Annotated in this window: 22 protein-coding genes; 21 read left to right on the top strand and 1 reads right to left on the bottom strand. The window is 66.3% G+C overall.

Annotation, left to right across the window (positions count from 1 at the left end):
- Positions 1-25: 25 nt before the first annotated feature.
- On the top strand, positions 26-1,114 hold the full coding sequence (locus AC4D2E_RS17250) for a phage minor capsid protein (RefSeq protein ID WP_490953402.1): 1,089 nt from the start codon (positions 26-28) through the stop codon (positions 1,112-1,114).
- Here AC4D2E_RS17250 and AC4D2E_RS17245 read toward each other — a convergent pair.
- A complete protein-coding gene (locus AC4D2E_RS17245) occupies positions 1,100-1,312 on the bottom strand; it encodes a hypothetical protein (protein ID WP_490953401.1) in 213 nt (70 codons plus the stop codon). The two genes, AC4D2E_RS17250 and AC4D2E_RS17245, sit on opposite strands and share 15 nt — an antisense overlap.
- 97 nt (positions 1,313-1,409) lie before the next feature.
- Between AC4D2E_RS17245 and AC4D2E_RS17240 the strand changes: the two genes are divergently transcribed.
- From AC4D2E_RS17240 to AC4D2E_RS17145, 20 genes are all read left to right on the top strand, one after another.
- Entirely contained in the window at positions 1,410-1,622 is a 213-nt protein-coding gene (locus tag AC4D2E_RS17240) for a hypothetical protein (RefSeq protein WP_490953400.1), read from the top strand.
- A gap of 20 nt (positions 1,623-1,642) precedes the next feature.
- Positions 1,643-2,308, top strand: a complete 666-nt coding sequence (locus AC4D2E_RS17235) for a hypothetical protein (RefSeq protein ID WP_490953399.1) — start codon at positions 1,643-1,645, stop codon at positions 2,306-2,308.
- Between the two features lie 9 nt (positions 2,309-2,317).
- On the top strand, positions 2,318-3,166 hold the full coding sequence (locus AC4D2E_RS17230) for a phage major capsid protein (RefSeq protein ID WP_490953398.1): 849 nt from the start codon (positions 2,318-2,320) through the stop codon (positions 3,164-3,166).
- Positions 3,166-3,468, top strand: a complete 303-nt coding sequence (locus AC4D2E_RS17225; protein WP_490953397.1) for a hypothetical protein — start codon at positions 3,166-3,168, stop codon at positions 3,466-3,468. Before AC4D2E_RS17230 ends, AC4D2E_RS17225 begins: the two co-directional genes overlap by 1 nt.
- Before the next feature lie 15 nt (positions 3,469-3,483).
- Complete coding sequence (locus AC4D2E_RS17220; RefSeq protein ID WP_490953396.1) at positions 3,484-3,906, top strand: head-tail connector protein; 423 nt, start codon at positions 3,484-3,486, stop codon at positions 3,904-3,906.
- Positions 3,903-4,232, top strand: a complete 330-nt coding sequence (locus tag AC4D2E_RS17215) for a hypothetical protein (RefSeq protein WP_490953395.1) — start codon at positions 3,903-3,905, stop codon at positions 4,230-4,232. The genes AC4D2E_RS17220 and AC4D2E_RS17215 overlap by 4 nt, the downstream gene beginning before the upstream one ends.
- An 8-nt stretch (positions 4,233-4,240) precedes the next feature.
- The gene (locus tag AC4D2E_RS17210; RefSeq protein WP_490953394.1) at positions 4,241-4,582 is read left to right on the top strand and encodes a hypothetical protein; all 342 of its coding nucleotides are present in this window, start codon (positions 4,241-4,243) and stop codon (positions 4,580-4,582) included.
- The gene (locus AC4D2E_RS17205; RefSeq protein WP_490953393.1) at positions 4,582-5,007 is read left to right on the top strand and encodes a minor capsid protein; all 426 of its coding nucleotides are present in this window, start codon (positions 4,582-4,584) and stop codon (positions 5,005-5,007) included. Before AC4D2E_RS17210 ends, AC4D2E_RS17205 begins: the two co-directional genes overlap by 1 nt.
- Before the next feature lie 25 nt (positions 5,008-5,032).
- A complete protein-coding gene (locus AC4D2E_RS17200; RefSeq protein ID WP_490953392.1) occupies positions 5,033-5,506 on the top strand; it encodes a phage tail tube protein in 474 nt (157 codons plus the stop codon).
- Between the two features lie 87 nt (positions 5,507-5,593).
- Complete coding sequence (locus AC4D2E_RS17195) at positions 5,594-6,142, top strand: DUF7426 family protein (protein WP_490953391.1); 549 nt, start codon at positions 5,594-5,596, stop codon at positions 6,140-6,142.
- A 182-nt stretch (positions 6,143-6,324) separates the two neighbouring features.
- Positions 6,325-10,938 (top strand): matrixin family metalloprotease, encoded by a 4,614-nt coding sequence (locus tag AC4D2E_RS17190; RefSeq protein WP_490953390.1) that lies wholly within the window; start codon positions 6,325-6,327, stop codon positions 10,936-10,938.
- A 9-nt stretch (positions 10,939-10,947) separates the two neighbouring features.
- Positions 10,948-11,937, top strand: coding sequence for a hypothetical protein (locus AC4D2E_RS17185; RefSeq protein ID WP_490953389.1), 990 nt, complete (start codon positions 10,948-10,950; stop codon positions 11,935-11,937).
- Positions 11,934-13,028, top strand: a complete 1,095-nt coding sequence (locus AC4D2E_RS17180; RefSeq protein WP_490953388.1) for a Gp37-like protein — start codon at positions 11,934-11,936, stop codon at positions 13,026-13,028. Before AC4D2E_RS17185 ends, AC4D2E_RS17180 begins: the two co-directional genes overlap by 4 nt.
- A complete protein-coding gene (locus AC4D2E_RS17175) occupies positions 13,028-13,960 on the top strand; it encodes a hypothetical protein (protein WP_490953387.1) in 933 nt (310 codons plus the stop codon). The genes AC4D2E_RS17180 and AC4D2E_RS17175 overlap by 1 nt, the downstream gene beginning before the upstream one ends.
- Before the next feature lie 125 nt (positions 13,961-14,085).
- Positions 14,086-14,388, top strand: coding sequence for a hypothetical protein (locus AC4D2E_RS17170; protein WP_490953386.1), 303 nt, complete (start codon positions 14,086-14,088; stop codon positions 14,386-14,388).
- The gene (locus AC4D2E_RS17165; RefSeq protein WP_490953385.1) at positions 14,385-14,600 is read left to right on the top strand and encodes a DUF7620 family protein; all 216 of its coding nucleotides are present in this window, start codon (positions 14,385-14,387) and stop codon (positions 14,598-14,600) included. Before AC4D2E_RS17170 ends, AC4D2E_RS17165 begins: the two co-directional genes overlap by 4 nt.
- Positions 14,597-14,881, top strand: coding sequence for a putative phage holin (locus AC4D2E_RS17160; RefSeq protein ID WP_490953384.1), 285 nt, complete (start codon positions 14,597-14,599; stop codon positions 14,879-14,881). The genes AC4D2E_RS17165 and AC4D2E_RS17160 overlap by 4 nt, the downstream gene beginning before the upstream one ends.
- Complete coding sequence (locus AC4D2E_RS17155) at positions 14,881-15,762, top strand: M23 family metallopeptidase (protein WP_490953383.1); 882 nt, start codon at positions 14,881-14,883, stop codon at positions 15,760-15,762. The genes AC4D2E_RS17160 and AC4D2E_RS17155 overlap by 1 nt, the downstream gene beginning before the upstream one ends.
- Positions 15,762-16,025, top strand: coding sequence for a hypothetical protein (locus AC4D2E_RS17150; RefSeq protein WP_490953382.1), 264 nt, complete (start codon positions 15,762-15,764; stop codon positions 16,023-16,025). The genes AC4D2E_RS17155 and AC4D2E_RS17150 overlap by 1 nt, the downstream gene beginning before the upstream one ends.
- 53 nt (positions 16,026-16,078) lie before the next feature.
- Complete coding sequence (locus tag AC4D2E_RS17145; RefSeq protein ID WP_490953381.1) at positions 16,079-18,835, top strand: sialate O-acetylesterase; 2,757 nt, start codon at positions 16,079-16,081, stop codon at positions 18,833-18,835.
- Positions 18,836-19,283: the final 448 nt, after the last annotated feature.

The raw sequence follows: 19,283 nt of genomic DNA, 5'->3' as shown, positions 1-19,283 counted from the left end.
GTTGACAGAGGAATAGGATGACCGCATGCCGTTGAGCCCGAATAGCGCTGTCGAGTTGGTGAAGGTGATCCGCGACCTCTACACAGAGGCCGAAGAGATCGTCCTCACCAAACTCGCACGCCAACTCGCACGCGGCATCGAGTCCGAGTCGTGGGCTGACCGGAAGTACGCGGACCTGCAGGAACTCAACCGGCAACTCACGGCCCTCGTGGATGACCTGAACAACAACGTCCCTGGCGCTGTTGAGCGGGCCATGCAACTCGCCTACAACCGGGGCGTCGCTACGGCAGTGAACGAGTTGCAGGACGCCGGGTTCGGCGCTGCGGCTACGGCTGCACCACCTGTCGCCCCGTCCGTGGCGGCGTTCACCCGGGCCACAATGGAAGCGCTCGGGCAGACCACCTTCCGGATCCTCCGATGGACGGACGACGTCTATTCGAGGGTCACACGGGAAACCACGGCGCAGGTGCTGACAGGGGCTGTGAGCCGGCGGGAAGCATCAGCGGCAGCGTTGAAGCGGTACGCGGTGCGCGGGGTGACCGGCTTCACGGACGTCTCAGGACGCAACTGGAACCTAGCGAGTTTCGCCGAGATGGCCGCACGCACGCAAGCCGCCCAAGCATCCCTGCAAGGCCACACCGACCGGCTGCAGGACCTCGGCATGGACCTCGTCATCGTGTCCGATGCGCCGGAAGAATGCGTCCTGTGCCGCCCGTGGGAGGGCCAAGTGCTCTCCATTAGTGGGCGGTCCTATGACACGCTGAGCGACGGCGTAGAAGTCCTAGCGTCCGTGTTCGAGGCGACAACGGCGGGCCTGTACCACGCGAACTGCCGGCACTCACAGACGCTCTACCTACCCGGGATCACGAAGCGGTTCGGCCGCACCGAGGATCCCGAGGGTGACGCGCTACGGCAACGCCAACGCGCCTACGAACGCCGTGTCCGGGAGTGGAAGCGCCGGGTGATCGTCGACGACGAACTCCTCGGCAAGGACTCCCCCGGGGCCCGCGCTACTCGTGCGAAGCTCCGGCAGGCGCAAGCTGAGTTCAAGGACTGGCGAGAGCAGCATGATCGCAAGAATCTCGCGTACCGGACGAGCCTAGTATCCCGCTAGCGCATTCTTGATGGCGTTCTCAACGTCTGACGCCATCACTACAACGTCACCAGCATCCTGCGGAACAGCAACTGCCTCGAGAACGGCCTCGAGCGCGGCGAGAAGCTTGGGCACGTCCTCGTTCACCACGCGGTGGGTGATCTCGGGGAACGTCGTGGCGTAGGGGAGTCGCGCCCGGATGTCGTCAAGCTTGCTCACTATTTCCTGCTTTCGTCGTTTGCGCCTGCCCACCGTACCGCCCAGCAGGCGGTAAAACAACCACTCCCACTACATGCCTTGGAGGCACGCCTTGGATATGTTTCAGAACCTGTTCCCGACATTCGATCGAGGGCTGGACGCCGCGGATCGCACCAAGGCCAATGCCCTACTCGCTGTCGTGTGCAAGTCCACAGCCTCTCTCGGGGACGTCGTGAAGCTCGCCGAATCACTCGGCCTCGACCTGCAGTTGCAGGCCAAGTCGAAGCCCAAGCCCGAACCAGAAGCCCCGAGCGAGACCGCAACCAACTAACACCTGCCTTGGAGGCCCCAATGAGCACACCCCCAGAGACTCCCCCCGCCGGCGAGACACCCCCGGCCACGCCCCCCGCGGCGCCCGTGACGCCGCCAGCACCCCCCGAGACCCCACCCGCAGTCCCCGCCGACTGGGACGGTCGCGTCGAATCCCTGCCCCCCAAGGTGCAGAAGATGATCAACGACCTCCGCACCGAGGCCGGCGACGAACGCATCGCCAAGAAGACCCTCGACGCCATCACGAAGGCACTCAACCCTGACGGTGGGGACGAGAAGCCCGACGCCGCGAAGCTCGCCGAACAGCTCGCCGAACAGCAGGCAGAAGCCGACGCCCGCGACGCCGAAGCAAAGCAGGCCAAGGCTGAACTCGCCGTCTTCCGGATCTCCCACAAGCTCGGCGCCGACGCCGACGCCCTCCTAGACTCCCGCGGCTTCCTGGCGAAGCTGAAGGACACCGACCCCACCGACGACGCAGCCCTCAACCAGCTCATCGCCGACACGGTCAACGAAAACCCCAAGTTCAAGCTTGCCCGGGCGGCAGGCCAGAGCGGCGCAGATTTCTCCGGTGGATCCGGCGAGGGCGCAATCACGCAGGACAAATTCGACGCCATGACACCGGCCGAGAAGAACGCCCTGTACAAGTCAGACCCCACCCTCTACCGGCGCCTCGCCGGACCACGATAGGAGCCTCCCATGGCTGAAACAACCAGCAACGACCTCTACGTCCCGGAAGTCTGGGCCGACCTCGCACAGGCCGAATTCCTGGGCCGCACGATCCTCGCCCAGGCAGCGCAGACCGACGACACCCTCGTGGGCGTCCCCGGCGACACGATCAAGTTCCCGAAGTGGAACGCCCTCGGCGAGATGGAAGACCTCACCGAGCTCGTCCCAATCCCGACGGAGAAGCTGACCCAGTCGGCGACCGAGGCCCGGATCAAGGAAGCCGGCAAGGCCGTCGAGATCAGCGACACCGCAGCCCTCGTGGGCCTCGGCAACGCGCAGGACGAAGCGATCCGCCAGTTCGGCATCCTCGCCGCACGGAAGCTCGACGCCGACCTGTACGCAGCCGCGATCCGCACCGACACGGGCGGCCGCACGTTCTCGGACGGAACCCCCGCCGTGGACTCCGCTCCCCTCACCTTCCGTGCCGGTGGGGCCATCAACTGGGGCCGCATCGTCGACGCGACCGCGAAGTTCGAGGACGACTGGGAGCCCGCCGACTTCTCCGGCCTGTACATCAACAGCGCCGAACGTTCCGCGATCTTCAAGGACTCCGACTTCATCGCGTCGCAGCCCGACATGATGACCCGCGGCCGCATCGGTGACATCGGCGGCCTCGGCGTGTTCGTCACCAACCGCGTCCCCGCCGGCCGGTCCCTGCTCCTCAAGAACGGGGCGCTGGGCGTCAAGTACAAGCGCCGCCCGATCGTCGAGCAGGACCGCGACATCCTCAAGCGGGCCAACGTCGTCACGACGAACGTCCACTACGGCACGCACCGCATCAACGACTCGGGCGTCCTGGTCATCGACTGGGCTGTCTGATGGGGATGATGCTGCGCCGCTACCACGCGGAGCCGCAGCGGACTGATTCCGTTGTCGGCGACAAGGCCGAGCACCCCACGGATGTTCTCGGTCCGGAGGAAACCGATTCCCTCCTCGCGAAGGACCCGGAGCACCCGGTGGACGAGCAGGAGCCCATCGGCACCGCCAAGGGTGGGGGCAAGCCTGCGGGCAACGCCTCCCGCGAGGACTGGGTCGACTACGCGGTGTCGCAGGGGCAGTTCGAGGAGTCCCTCGAGGAACTGACCCGCAACGAGATCCGCGACCTGTTCGAAGACAAGTAACCCAGGAGGCTAGTGGTGCGAACCTACGCAACCCCGGAAGATCTCACCTCGTGGTGGGGGAAGCCCGCACCGGAGAACGCCACTAGCCTCCTCAGGTCTGCGTCGTCCCTCGTGGGCCGGTACACCCGTGCCGCCCTGTACAGGACGACCGCTGAGGGCCTGCCGTCCGATGAGGTGGTAGCTGACGCGTTCCGTGACGCGACGACCTCACAGGCGGCGTTCTGGGCCTCCAACGGCATCGACCCGTCCGCCGGTTCGCTGGCCGAGATGGGGAAGGGCCACGCAATCGGGAAGTCCATCAAGGGCGCGAGCATCAACTACTCGGTGACTCTGGTGGAGAACAGCAACCGGGCCCGCACGGAGGCCGTCACGGGCATCTGTGAGGAGGCGTGGCTGATCCTCGACAACGCCGGGCTGGTCAACGGGCAGCCGGTATGAGTGCCGCCGATGAGCTCGAGTTCTTCTACGTCCACGAGGTAACCGTGGAGCTACCCGGCGTTGAGGGTCCCTGGGGCACTGAGCCGGGCGGCACCTCCGACCCCATCCGATGCTTCGTCGACGACACCCGCCGACTCGTCAGGGACGCACAAGGCACCGAGACGGTGTCCGAGTCATCCCTCACCGCTCCCCCGGAGGTCTTCGACCAGTTCAAGCCCGGCGCGACCGTGAACCTGCCCCACCGGCAGGCCGAGGTCATCAGCGTGGGGCTGGCCGAGAGCCACGGCATGGACCTACCCGATCACCTCGAGGCGTACCTGACGTAGGAGGGCCCATGTCCAACGACTGGAACCTCCGCATCAACGAGCACGTCGACGACAGCATCAAGCTCGCCGCTAACCGTGGGCTCGCGATCGCCGGCGAGTACGTCCTCGGGGAGTCAAACAAGACGGTCCCCATCGAGGAGTACACCCTCGGCCGATCAGGGTCCGTCAGCCGGGACCCAACCAACAACCGGGTGGCCGTCTACTACGACACCCCCTACGCGGTCAGGCAGCACGAGGACATGACACTCCGTCACGACCCCGGGCGTACTGCCAAGTACCTCGAGAACGCCCTCAACGATCACGCTGCCATCCGCAACATCATCGCCATGTCGATCCGAGGGGACATCTAGTGGGCTTCACAGCGACCTTCCTCACCGCCGCCGGCGAGTACCTGGACGCCGAGAACGTCGGCGCATGGAACCCGCCCTACACGGCTGCCGACACGGTCATCAGCATCGACAAGTTCGGCACCACCGACAAGGCGATAGCCCTCGGCACCTACCCGGTGTCCCAGGACCTCACCACGGACGCCGTCATCGGCCTCCAACTGTGGGTCCGCGGCATGCCCAACAACAGGGCCAGCGCCAAGGACATCGCCGACCGGGCTACTGACGCCCTCCACGGCCTCCAACGCGTCGAGTGGGGCGGCATCCCCATCGTCCTCGTCGTGTGGAAGTCACAGACCTCCCACGGCCCCGACGCCAACGGCAGGGAAGAAATCAGCATCAACTTCTACGCCCAACTGACCCGCACCGGGACACATCGCCGCGACTAGCGGCTAACTCACAAGGAGCAACACCATGTCAGAGCAGCCAATCACTCCCGGTATCGCCGCGGACTGGGTCCTCGAAGTCGCCGCCTACGCGGACGGCGTCGCCCCCACCACGTTCGTCAAGGTCCGCGGGATGACGAACTTCACCCCGCCGAACCCGACGAAGAACCTCGAGGACGACTCCGACTTCGACTCGGGCGCCTGGGGTTCGCAGACCGGCACCGGCCTGTCCTACGAGGCCAGTGGCACCGTCAAGGTTCCCCGTGCCTCGCTCCCCGCCGACCCCGGACAGGCGATCCTCCGCGCCGCCGGCAAGAGCGTCGCCGAGGACGGCTACGTGCACTTCCGCGCCTACAAGCGCGGCGGCACCGAGGGCTACGCGGGCCTCGCGGACGCCTCGTTCACCGAGGGTGGCGGGGCACGCACCGACCTGACCACGGCGGAGTTCACCCTCGCAGGTCGCGGCGAGCTCGAGGACTACACCCCCACGGTCACACCGTAACAAGCCCCTGCGCCCGCCTGATCCAAGGCGGGCGGGCGCAGGTACCACCCTCTCCCTTGGACCCCCTCTCACCCTTGGAGAACAGAAATGACCACCCCAGAACTGCAGGAATCCACAGACTTCTTCGAACCCGCCCTCCTCATCCCGGTAGGCGGCAAGGTGTACCGCATCAAGCCCCTCACCGCCGAGACGGTGCTCATCATGCAGAACGCCCGCGACGCCGCCAAGAAGGCCGACGACGAGGGCAAGGACCTCAACGAGATCGAGGTCGAAGGCCCCAACGAGGACGCCGAAACGACGCAGCGCCGCGTCTTCGGCGACGCCTACGACGAGCTCGTGGCCGACAACGTATCGGCGGTCGGCATGTTCCGCATGACGCAAGTCATCATGATCTGGACGTTCTCCGGCTTCGACGCCGCGAAGGCGTACGTGGCAACGGGGGGAAAAGCACTGACGATGCCAAACAGGGCGGAGCGCCGAACGGCGACCCGGACCCGTACGGCCGCGGCGAGTACAAAAACGGCGTCTCGGACTACTACGAGTACCCGGAAGGCCACGGCCGCAAAGGCCGCTCCTGGCCCGAAATCCTCGAACACTGGGACGCCATCGAAGCCGACTTCCAAGACGTCGGCATAGACCTCTCCTCCGGGATCCTCGCGGAGAGGTCATGGCGGTGGTTCTCGGTCCGCGTCATGGGGTTCATCAACAAAGTCCCGACGCTGGTCATGAACCCAGGCACTCGGCAGGAAAAGCAAGTGCCTCCGACACGCATCGGCTTGGCCCTCAATCCGGTAAACACGAACAGATAGGGGCCTCCTGTGGCACTGACCCTCGGCGAACTCTCCGGCATCATCAGCCTCGACGAGAAGCCGGCGATGACCGCGCTCGGCAAGGTCCGGCAGGGCATGCGGGACACCGCCAGCGAGGGCCAGAAGTCCACGGACAAGCTCCAGGCGCAGCAGGCGAAGTTCGCGGCAGCGGTGGAGAACGCTTCCGCCGCAGTGTCCCGGGCGCGCCAGCGGGAGGCGGACGCCGCTGACGGGGTCCGCCTCGCTGAGATGCGGCTCGCTGACGCGAAGAAGAAGGGCGCCGAGGGGTCCACCCGGGTGGTTGCGGCAGAGCGGGCCCTGTCGCAAGCCCACACCCGTGTGCGGGCAGCGCACGACGCTACCGCGAAGTCCACGCGTGACCTCGAGATGGCGCAGAATCGCCTCGCTTCGACCACCGACGAGACGTCCGAGCGGGTCAGCGCCAACTTCGGCAAGATGTCGAACAACGGGAACCGGACCAGCCGGAACGTGACCCGAGCCTTCGGGCTAATCACTGTAGGTCTGACCGCCGTCGTCCCTGCCGCTGGTGCCGGCGGGGCGGCTCTCCTCGCCATGGCAGGCAGTGCCCTCACCCTCGCCGGTTCGGTCAAGCAGCTCCTCGGCGTCACCGCCCTCGCCCCTGCAGCCCTGTTCGCTGTCGGGTCCGGGGCCGGCGTCCTCATGTCCGCGTTCAATGGCATGGGTGAAGCGCTCAAGACCGCCACCGAGGAAACCGGGGCCGCAGCGGGTAACGCGAAGCTCGACGCGATGACCCTCGCCGACGCCGCACGGAACATCGCCCAGGCAGAACGGGCCGCAGCAGACCAGCGGGCCGAATCCGCGAAGCGGGTCAGCGACGCCCAGAAGAACGCGGCTAAGACCCAGCAGGACGCGGCCGAACGTGTCGCCAGCGCTGAGAAGAAGGCCGCCGACGACCGGGCCGCCGCTGCACGCCGCCTCGCCGACGCGCAGCAGGACCTCACCCAAGTCGTAGAGCGGAACGCGGAGCAGCACGCCTCCGCCCTCGACCGTGTCGCCGACGCCGAGAGGGATGTCGAGCGGGCGCAGCGTTCCGTCCGGGAAGCGCAGCAGGATCTCACCCAGGCCCGCGCTGACGCTGTCCGGCAGATCGACGACCTCAACGACGCCCTCAAGGGCTCCGGGCTGGCCGAGCGCGACGCAGCCCTCCGCTACGAAGACGCCCTCGCCGCGTTCAACAGTGGCGTCGAGTCCGGGTCGGACGCCACGTCCCGGCACATGCGCGGCCTCAAACTGGACCTCGACCAGGCCGCCTTCGGCCTCGAGGAGGCCAAGGAAGAAGCCGAACGCCTCCGGGCCGAGCAGGCCAAGGGCGCCGCCGATGGTGTCAAGGGCAGCAAGCGTGTCGTCGACGCCGAGCAGGCGCTCACGGACGCACGGCAAGCCGCCTCCGATGCGGTGCTGGCCCGTGCTGACGCTGTCGCTGAGGTGGCAAAGGTCGAGCGGGAAAACGCAGGCCGCGTCATCGAAGCGCAGGGCGCTATCGCCGATGCGACCCGTGAAGCCGCGGACGTGCAGATCGAGTCCGCGGCGAACATCGCCGATGCCGTCGAGGATGGGGCTGAGGCGCAGGCCGACGCGGCGGAGGCTGTCGCCGAAGCGGTTGCCGATGCTGCACGATCGCAGGTCGGCTCCGCCGAGTCCGTCGCCGACGCACACAGGAATCTCGAGCGGGTCCAACTCCAGCAGGCCGAAGCGGCCACGAAGGCCACGGAGAAGTCCGTCGAGGCTATGGGGAAACTCACCCCGGCCGCTCAGGTCGCAGCATCCGCCCTCCTGATCGCATACGGGCGACTGGGGGACGTGCAGGACATCGCGCAGGAGAACTTCTTCACCGGGTTCGCCGATCCCCTCCTGGAACTGGTGGACACGGTCATCCCGCAGATGGAGCGCGGGATCGGCCGCCTCGCCACAGCCTACGGGGTCGGCGCCCAGACGTGGCTCCGGGCCCTCAACCGTGAGCTCGGCAACGGGGTCCTCGAACGCATGTTCGACCGGTCCACGGAGGCCGCGTACATCCTGAACGACGCCATCGACCCGATCGTCGGCGCACTGGTCACCCTGACCGATGTGGGCATGGAGTACATGCCGCGCCTCGCCGGCGGCATCCGGGACGCCGCGACAGAGTTCGATACGTTCATCCAGCAGGCCGCCTCGGATGGTTCCCTGCGGGGCTGGATCGACGACGGCCTCCAGGGCACCAAGGATCTCTTCTCGATCCTCGGCTCCGTGGTCGGCATCCTCGACAAACTGGAGGACGCCGCCCGGGCCGGTGGGATCGCGACGACCCTCGGAAGTGTCGCTGACGGCCTCGACCGCATCGAGGGCACTGTCGGCGGTGAAGTCTTCCAGTCCACGATGGCGACGATCTTCGCTGGCGCCCGCGGCGGCGCTGAGGGGCTCCTCGCAGCCCTCGGCCCAATCGGTGAAGCGTTCCGGGTTGGGGGCCCCGCACTGGCGGAGTTCCTGCGCCTCGGCGGGGAAATCGCCGGCACGTTCGTGGGCTCCATGTTCACCGGGCTTAGCGACCCGAACTTCGGGTCCGGGCTCACCACGTTCCTGGAAGGCATACAGGACGGCGTCGAAACCCTCGGGCCGAAACTGCCGGGCCTGTTCGCAGCCCTCGGGGACATCCTCGAGACTGTCGCGCCCATCGTGGAAGCCTTCGGGCCCACCGCCGTTGAGGTCCTGACGGCGTTCGCTGAGGGGTTCGGGGCGATCCTCGGGTTCGCCGAACCTCTCCTGACCTCACTGGCGAGCAGCCCGACCGCTGTTGGCATCTTCCTCGGCGTCATCGGCGCTGCGGCGACCCTGAACACGATCGCAACGTTCGCCGGGGCGCTCGGCACCGTAACGGCAGGCTTCAAGGGGATGTGGGGCGCCGCGGCCGGGCCTATCGGCTGGGTCGTCGCCGGCCTCGCTGTGGTGATGGCTGCCGCGTCGTGGTTCTTCAACGAGACCGACATCGGCCAGGACATGATCCGCGACAGTGCGGTCGACCTGTACACCGCGTGGGACGGCATCAAAACGTGGTTCGTGCGGGACTTCTCGCCGACCATGGCAACAGCGGTCACGGCGTTCTCGACGAAGTTCACCGGGGCGAAGGTCAACACCGTATCGGCACTGTCCGGGTTGAAGCAGTCCGGCAATGACACGGCAGTGTCGTGGGCTTCCAGTTTCCTGGACATGAAGACGAACGCCACCAACAAGATGGCCGACATCGTCTCCGGGGTCAAGGGAGCCAAGAACGGCCTCGTCACGGCGTTCGAGGCTATCGGAACGGCGCTGGGCAAGGTGCCCGGCTACTTCCGGTCAGCCAAAACCGGGGCGATGACCGCATGGGATCTCCTCAAAGCGGAAGCCAAGAAGCCGATCTCATTCGTCATCAACGACGTCATCAACGGCGGGCTCATCAAAGCCTTCCGGCAGATCCCGGGCATCAACAAGAAGAACCTCCCCGACCTCAAGGTCCCGGGCTTCCGCGACGGTGGATACACCGGCGACGTGGGCGTGGATGAGGCCGCGGGCGTCGTGCACGGCAAGGAGTTCGTCTTCACCGCCGCGCAGACCAAGGCGATCGGCAAGGACAACCTCGCCGCCGCAGCGCACGCCGCCGTCCGTGGGGGTGCCGCTCAGGCCGGGCAGGGCAACATGGGCGGCTTCTTCGAGGGCAACGCTGCGGCTATCCGCCAGCATGGCGCCTACTATCTCGACGTCGCTGCAGGCATGGGCCCCTGGAACTTCAAGGGCGCCGCTGACCTGTGGGACGGCGCGGCCGGGGTGAAGGTGAAGATTGGGCGCGGCAAGCAGCAGGGCTACGCACGGCCGCTGGAGCGTGGCGGGAACATCCTCGGCTACGCAATGGGCAACAACATCGACATGTCCCCCTCATGGATGGGGCGGCTCGGCGCGACCCAGCGCCGAACCGTCGCAGCCCACGAAATGGGCCACGCGATGGGGCTCCCGCATAACAGCCAACACTCCATCATGCAGCCCAACCTCGGGCAGATGGCCTCCGTGCCAACCGCCTTGGACATCCGGAACCTGCAGCACCTCTTCCCTGGCGGGAGCGGTAAGGCAGGCCAAGGGGTGGACGCGTCGAACCCGCTAGTCGGCTTGCTCGGCGGATTCCTTTCCAGCCTGAAAGCCCAACACCCGAACGGTGGCATGTTCGTCGACGCTACCGGCGGGATCGTCAAGGAGGGCTACACGAAGGCGTTCTCGTTCGTCGATAGCTTCAAGAACGGGATCGGCGACCTTGCCGAGGGCATCGGCAACATCGCCGGCGACGTGGTCGGCAGCATCCGCGACTTCTTCGGCGGCGGCGCGGCCATGGCCACCCCGACGCTGATGGATGGCGGCGGGTGGCTCCGTGACACGGACGGCCCGCAGCTCGTGGACCACCGGAGGAAGAAGCCGGATGCGTTCACCCCGTTCGACGAGTGGCAGCAGATCAAGAAGGACTTCGCGAACACGCAAGGTCCTGTCGTCCACTCAACCATCCAGTACGTCGGGGAGAACCCGGAACAGTTCGCGGACCGGGAACGCCAGCGCATGCAGGACGCTCTCGCCGTATACGCCTAGGAGGCACCCATGGTAGAGATGCTTCTTTCGCAGGCGCAGGCCAACACCGTGTTCGAGGACACCCCGAAATGGTTGGGGCTCCCGATGCGGTGGGAGGGCGCCGACGGGTCCTCCTGGGAACTGACGGACCGCAGCCGGGGCGTGTACATGCGCCCCGGCGTGCGGGGCCTGAACATGCCCCAGTACGACCGGCAGTCCTCCAACGCGGCACGGGTCCCCGGGTCCCGGCACAAGGGATCCCGGGCCCTGGATCGGGAGGTGTTCTGGCCACTGAAACTGTGGACGGACAAGGGCTCCGAGGCGTTCATGGAGTTCGACCGTGCGTTCTGGGATTCCTTCGACCCTGACGTCGAGGGCAGGTGGGTGGTCACTCACCCGGGCGGGGCGACCCGTCACCTGCGCTGCAGGTTCATGGAGGTGGAGGACGACTTCAACCGGAACCCGATCCGCCGGGGGTGGGCGGACTACCGCATCCGCCTCCTCGCCGATTCAGTGTACTGGCGGGGCGAAGCCCACCGGGAGGCGTTCCGGCCACCGAATCCCCGTAACCACTATGTGACCGAAGCCGACCGCATCCAGTACGGGTACGCCGGCGATGTTATCGAGTACCTGTCCCCCGGCGGGTCCCTGGATTCGGCGACGTTCCGCAACGACGGCGACGTGCCCCTGTACCCGGTGTGGACGGCCCTCGGCGCCGTCGACAACGTCTCCTTCGGGCCAGAGGGCGGCAGCATCATCATTCCCTTCGAGATCCCGGAAGGGTACGCGGCGAGGATCGACACGAACCCCGCCGACCCGGCCGCACGGGTCCTCTGGTACGGCGCCTGGGACGCCAAGAATCGGGCGATCATCAACCCGGTGAACCGTTCCGGCGAGCTCGACCCCGCCACCCGGTACATGCCAATCCCCAAAGGCCAGTCGCAGAAGTTGAACATCCAGATGACCGGCGTCGGAACCGTCATCGTTGAGGGCGTCGCCCAGTACAGGAGGGCGTGGTGATCGACCACGAAATCCTCCTGTACAACAAGTTCGCCCCGGTCGGTCAGGTCAACGCCGCGGTGAGCCTGAACTGCACCACAAGGTATAACGCCCTGTCGGTGGCGACGATCGAAGTGGATGCCGATCACTTCTACTTCGACCAACTCAAGCAGCCGGGAGCCCGGGTGAAGGTCCGCGACGCCGGCAACCGGGTCATGGACGCCCGCATCGTGTCCTGGCGGGCCTCGGGTGTCGGGTCGCGGGACACTGTGACGTTCACCGCCCACTCCCCGTTTGAGATCTTCAAGCACATGGTCGGCTGGCCCGTCCCCGCGAACACGCTCGGCACCCAGAACGTCGAGAACTACGTCCGGACCGGGCCCGCCGAAACCATCCTCAAGGACCTCGTCCGGGTGAACGCGCAACGCCTCGGCATCCCCCTCACGATCCTCCCGGATCAGGGGCGGGGTGCTGTGATCACGGTCAGCATGCGCTTCCAGCCACTCGAGGAAAAACTGTTCCCCCTCTTCGACCAGGCTGGGATTGGCGTGGACGTGTGGATGGGCGACAGTACGTACGTCCTCGACTGCTACGTGCCCACCCGCTACCCGCACGAACTCTCCGAAGCTGACGGAACCATCATTGGCGGCTCCTACTCCTCCACCGCACCCACCATCACCCGCGTGGTCGTCGGAGGCCAGGGCGAAGGCGTGCAACGGCAGTTCCGCCAGTACATCGACGCCGTACGGGAAGCCGCCTGGGGCGTCGTGATCGAGCAGTTCGTCGACGCCCGCGACTCCGACGAAGGCAACATCTACGACGCCCGCGCCGCAGAAGCCCTCGCCGAAGGGGCCCCCAAGTCGGGGCTGTCCCTCGAACTGTCCGGGGCTGAGTCGTTGAAGCTCGGCACGGAACTGTCCCTCGGCAGGGTCGCGGTCGCTGAGATCCGCGGCCAACGCTACGAGGCCCCCGCCCGGGAACTCATCTACTCCTACGACAAGGACGGCCGCACCGTGCGGCCCGTCCTGGGTGAGCGGGCCGATGACCCGAACGTCACTCTTGCCAAGAAACTCCGCGCCCCCACCCGGGCCTTGAACGACAGGATCCGCTAATGGCCGCACCCACCCTCATCCCGAAGAGCAGCTACTACGACGGTGTCGTAACCGAGTCCGACCGGGCGAAGGGCAGGGCGGGCAGCCCTGACTTCACCGTGTACGGGGCGGAGGACCTGAAACTGTCGGCGCATCCGACGATTCCGTTCGCTCTTGTTGTGAAGAAGGGCAAGGCGGCAGCGTACGGGGTGACGGCGTTCGTGGAGGCCGCGAACGGCTCGGACCTCGTCGTCTATTGCGACTCCCAGACCTCGGGCACCCGGTGGGACATCATCACACTCCGCTACGACTGGCGGGCCGACTCCGGCGGGCCCACCGACATCCGGGCCATCAACGCCGGCGGGAAGCAGATTCCTACCACCCTCGAGAACACGCCGGGCACGCTCGTCGACCAGCCGGCTTGGTTGGTTCGGTGGACGGGCAGCGGCTCCACCCCCGCCGAGTACGTGGACCTGCGATGCTTCGCGGGCAACGGCGGGATGATGGCCAACGACACTCTCGCTCTCGGCTACCTGAAAAAGCCTGGGGCGTGCGTACGGATCGGCCCGAACCTGTGGAACTACCAGGATGTCGGGAACCAGCAATGGGACTGGCGCTCCTCCCCGCTGGGAGACACGGGGTGGGCGAACATTCCCGGCTTGACCCAAGGGTTCGTGCCCTACGGCTCGCCCACAACACCGAACAACGGGTGGACGGGCGTGCAGTTCCGCACCCTGAATGGGTGGGCGATGATCAACGGCGCCGTGTCGAAGGCTACGAGTTGGGGAACGAACGCGGTGGTTGCGACCATCCCGCTTAGTCAGGGCCCCTCGACTCAGATCCAGGGGCAAGGGTGCGTGATTCGGCGCTCTAGCAGCAGTTCGAATTGGGATGTGGCGATACCTGCCGGTACGGGCGCGTATTCGTTCTCTGCCATGTGGCCTGTTCTCTAAGCGTGGCCCGCCGTGTTGGAGCACGGCGGGCCACTTACCCGCACGGACACTCAACCTAGGAGTCATCATGCCCGGACGGGTCTCAGAAACATTACCTGCACAAACGCCGAAAGCAAGGGGGCAGGATGCTTGAGGCCCTGCCCTTCCCACTGATCGAGATGACCCCCTGGGGCCTGCTAGGGCTCGTCGTCTTCTACCTGATGACTGGCCGGCTGATCCCCCGGGCCACCCACCTCGACACCGTCGCCCAACGCGACCACTGGCAGGACGTGGCCTCAACAGCTCTCGACGTGAACACGAAGCACTCGACGATCATGGGCACCCAAGCCGAAGCGCTCCGCCTGAACATCGAGGGATCGGAGATGACAGCGAAGATCATGAAGGCCATCCAGGACGCAGCCGCGAAAACAACCGAGGAGGCCCCATGAGGTGGCGCCGGAAGCGTAAGGACCCGATCTCGGATGAGGCGAAACGCGCCGCTGAGCAAGCCGAGCAGCAGTCGCAGCACGCCGACGTGGTGAGCGCCGAAGCTGACAAGCAGTTGTGCCATGCCCGCACCGTCGCCGACCGGCTCATCGACATCAGGCGACGCAACCACTTCGCCGAAGCGTTCGGCATCGTCCTAGGGGGAAACCAGTGACCAACCAGATCCTTGTCTTCGTCCTGCTGGCCTTGTGCTTGTCCGGGATCGCCTCCTACGGGCTGCTAGCCCGCTGGTACAGGTCGTTCATCGGCTGGTCCGTGATGGGCCTCTTCGTGTCCCTCGCCGTCGCCACCGGGGCCCTGGCGTCCCTGTACGTGTTCGGGAAGTACCCGTACCGGGCCGAGGTGTTCACCTGCGTCTACGTCCTGCTGATTGCCGTCGTCGGATCCATCGTCGCCAACGTCATCCGATACCAGTTCAAGCGAAGGAAAACCTGATGCCAGCACTGCTCGCGGTGAGGCCGCTGCCGACGGCGCTCTCCCAGATGTACGCGGTGAACAGCACCCGCGACCCGGAGTACCAGAAGTCCGAGGCGTTCGCGATCTACGGCGACTACCAACCCGGCGGGCACATCGGTTGGGACTTCAAAGCCAACCTCGGGGACCCGATCGTAGCGGCTGGTCCTGGCACTCTCGACTACTCCGGGCCCGCCGTGGACATGCCCGAGTGGGTTGCCAATAAGTACATGCACGCCCACGGGAAGGATGCATCGCCCTCCGGCAACGTCGCCATGGTCGACCACGGCGACGGCAAGGGCACCACGTACAGCCACATGAGCGCGTGGGAGATGATCCTCGACGACTCCCCGGTCCACGGCGGGCAGGTCCTCGGCTACGCCGGGTCGACCGGCCGGTCGACGGGCGTGCATCTGCACTTCGAGGTCATCCTGTTCCCCGCATCCAACCAGCCCCCCTACTACGGGCGGGTAGACCCACTCCAATGGTTCCTCCCCGGCACCATTTTCCAGATCCGGCCCGGTGAGCAGGGCTCCGCAGAAGCAACAGAAGAGGACGACATGAGCGCAGCAGATGTGAAGAAGATCCTGGCGGACATCGCGACCGTGCATGAGACCGCGACGGCGGCCCGGAATGAGGCGACGAACGCGAAGAACAACGGGGCGAACGCGGCCCGGATTGCGCAGGTCGCGGCGAATGAGGCGACGAACGCGAAGGTCGCGGCCCGTGACGCACGAGACGCCACTTACCGTCTCGAGGCAGCGGTCGCGCAGATCGCCACGAACCCCGGCGTCACCCCCGAAGTCCTGCGCGAAGCCCTCGGGAAGATCACCATCACCCTGACCAGCGGGGAGGCTGCCTGATGTTCACGAAAGACTTCTGGCGGGGCGCCCTCGAGCGGGCCATCAAGTCGGGCGCCCAGTTCGCTCTCCTCACCCTCGGCGTGGGCGCGGTGGCCGGCGGCGTGGACGGCGCTACGGCGGATGTGATCAACGCGTTCGCCATCAACTACGCGACCCTCGGTGGGGCGTTCCTCGGCGGCGGCATCCTGTCCGTCCTGACGTCCCTCACCATCCCGGCCCCTGTCCCCCTCATCCCTGACGGCACGGGCGAACACCGCGCCTAGCACCACCCCCTTGGGCCCCTCGGCTCGCACCACAAGATTAGGAGCTCAAGAGCATGGCTGTAGGAGAAGCGTATTACCCGGGGATCACTGCTGGTGATGCGGCGGCGATCCAGCCGGACGGGTCCGCGGAAACGGTGATCGTCCCGCCCAACTCGTTCTTTCAGGTGTTCGAACTCTCGGACACGGCGAACACGACACCTCTCACGGTGCGGACGGAATCGGGGCTGACGGACACGAAGGTCCCGGTCGGCACCCTGCCGATCCTCCCCGACGTGTACGTGGTGTCCCCGAACTTCGCGCACCGTTGGAAGTCGGGGGACCTCGTGTTCCGGCGGGACTCAAACGACGCGAAAGACAAGGCCGTCGCCGAGGCCGTCGCCGCCTCGCAGGCAGCCGCCGCGAACGCTGCCGCCGAACTCGCGGAACGCATCGCCGCCGGCGAGTTCAAAGGTGAACCCGGCAAAGACGGCTCCGCCACCATCCCCACGGGACAGGCCATCGCCACCGAAATCTCGACCGCGGGGTCCCCAGCGAATATCGCCGTGCAGACTACGGTCACCACCGCAGTCGACCCGCTCCGCGCCGAGATCACCGCGGACATCCAATCCGCATCAGACACCCGATACCCGGCGAAGGTGCACACGCACACCTACGCGGACATCACGGGCACGGTGCCCACCTCAGCGCTGCCAGCGCTGGCGATCAACGAAACGTTCACGGCCGCATCTCAGACGGCGATGCTCGCACTCACCGCGCAGCGCGGCGACATGGCCATCCGGACCGACAACGGCAAGACGTACGTCCTGGCCTCCGACAGTCCCGCAACCCTGGCGGACTGGAAGGAAGTTCTCGCAGCCGGGCAGGTCCAGTCCGTCAACGGCAAAAGTGGCGCCGTCAGCCTCGCGAAAGCCGACCTTGGCCTCAGTGCGGTGGACAACACGGCAGACGCGGACAAGCCCGTCAGCAACCCACAGCAGGTGGCCCTCAACCTCAAAGCCGACACCGGGCACACGCACACCTCGGCGCAAATCTCCGACTTCGCCGCAGCCGTCCAAGCCGCCGCGAGCACGAACCCCAACGACGTCGGCTTCGACGTGTTCCTCATGGCCGGCCAGTCAAACATGTCCGGCTCGGGTGGCGCCCCCGACCCCGTCCTGGACGCCGGGGACCCCAGCCGGATCTTCATGCTCCCCGGCAAGGGCGCGAACATCAACCGAATCATCCCCGCCACGGAGCCGATGTTGAACCAGCCCTCGGACGCGTCCGTCGGTGTCGGCCCAGGGCTCGCATTCGCCCGCGAGTACCTGAACTACGTCCCGTCGAATCGGAAGGTGCTACTCGTCCCGACCGCTGTCGGTGGGTCGTCGCTCACTAACGGGCCGTGGGCGGTCGGCGGCGGGTACTACTCGGCCGCCCTGCAGTTGGCAAAGATCGCGATGAACCAAGCCGGCCCGGGCGCACGGTTTGCCGGGATCCTCTGGGGGCAAGGTGAAGGCGACGCGGTCGGCAACGTCACCCAAGCCGCGTACACGACCGCGTGGCAGGCCATGATCAACGGATTCCGCACCAACATCCCCGGCGCTTCCGCGGCACGCGTGGTCATCACGGGCATGGTCCCCGAGTGGCGGCAATCCGCGCTCACCTCCAGCGGCACAGCCAAGCAGATCCACGCCGCACACAAGGCCCTCCCCGGGCTCGTATCCAACGTCGTATTCGTCGACGGCCCATCCGGGTGCGGGTACGAATCCGAGCCGGGTATCCACTACACCGCGGAAGGCGCCCGCATCCTCGGCTGTCGCGCCGCCCGCGCCATGGTGTCCGCACTGAAGGCGCCCGACGCGCCCACCAACCTGTCCGTCACGTCATGGAAGGCCGGCGAAGTCACCATCGGGTGGACGCAGAAGCAGGCGTTTCCCGCGATCACCGGCCACTCCGTCCAGTACAAGCTCACCAGCGCCGGAACGTGGACGACGCACACCCCTGCAGCAACTTCCGACAAGCCTGTGGCCACCATCACGGGGCTCGCGACCGGGTCGTCGTACGACTTCCGTGTCGCCGCCGTCAACACGGTCGGCACGGGCGCCTACGTCACTTCGACGTACACGCCGCCAGCCACGAGCCCACGGTTCAACCCTGCTGTCCGATTGGATGCCAGAACGCTCACCCTCGAGCACGGGGCGGAGGTCGCAACATGGGCGGACGCATCCGGCAATGGGCACGCCGTGTCCAACACCACTGTGTCCCAACAGCCCGTGTGGTCGATGGATGGGCAGGCGGGGCGACCCTGCGTGATATTCAAGGGCACCGAGCTCCTGCTGTCAACAGCGAAGACGATCAGCCAGTTCTCCACGAGTGGCCAGTACACGATCTTCTCCGTCGCCTCCTACCGGACACCCTCCGGCGTGGCGAGCATGCGTAGCAGCGGGTCTTTCAACCTGTTCAGCCTCAGCTTCTCATCCGAAGTCGTCCCCTATGACACCGCGTTCTTCGAGTCCTTCGATGGGACATACACGAACACCAACGACCGGGAGCCGGCCAGCAGGAACCTCGGACACATCCTCACGGCTGTCCGGGGGACCGACGCGAAAGTCCGTGTCAACGGTGTCACCTCAGCACCCGTCGGCGCGACGCTCACCCCGTACACGGGTGCGACGACGGTCGCCCTGGCTTTGGGGGCGCTGACCGCCTCGGGTGTCAGCCCACTAAACGGGACGATCGCGTTCTTCGCCATCTACAGAGGGGCCATGAGCGACGCGGACATCCTCACTGTGGAGAACGCGCTGCGAGATGACTTCAACATGCCGCTGTAAGTAGCGTTACGCCGAACGCAACGAAAGCCCCCACTCTCCTCGCGAGGAGAGTGGGGGCTTTCGTTGCGTCAGAGGCTATAGGTCAACTGCCACTCCTCGGCGTGCCTATCCGTACAGAACACCCCGTCGGCGGCAGGGCGGGCAGAGCAGAGCACACACAGTTTCGGGCGCTCGAGCCACATGGTGATGTGCTTGATGATTGGCATGCTTCCCCAGTTCGATTGAGACCTTCCCTAGAACCTTACCCCGGCCCGCGCCCCCACCTCTTCCGCCATCGCAACGGTGAAGTGTGGGGGTGTTTTCGTGCGTTCTGAGCCCAAAGCGGTCAGTAAGCGGTCACTAGGGCGGTTTTCGGGCAAAAGAAGAACGGCCCCTCACCTACGTTTCCGCAGGTCAGGGGCCGTTTTTGTTGCTCCTCCGACTGGACTTGAACCAGTAACCCTTCGAT

It is taken from the genome of Arthrobacter sp. TJ-265, assembly GCF_058269135.1.
This window is presented reverse-complemented; position numbering and strand designations above follow the sequence as displayed.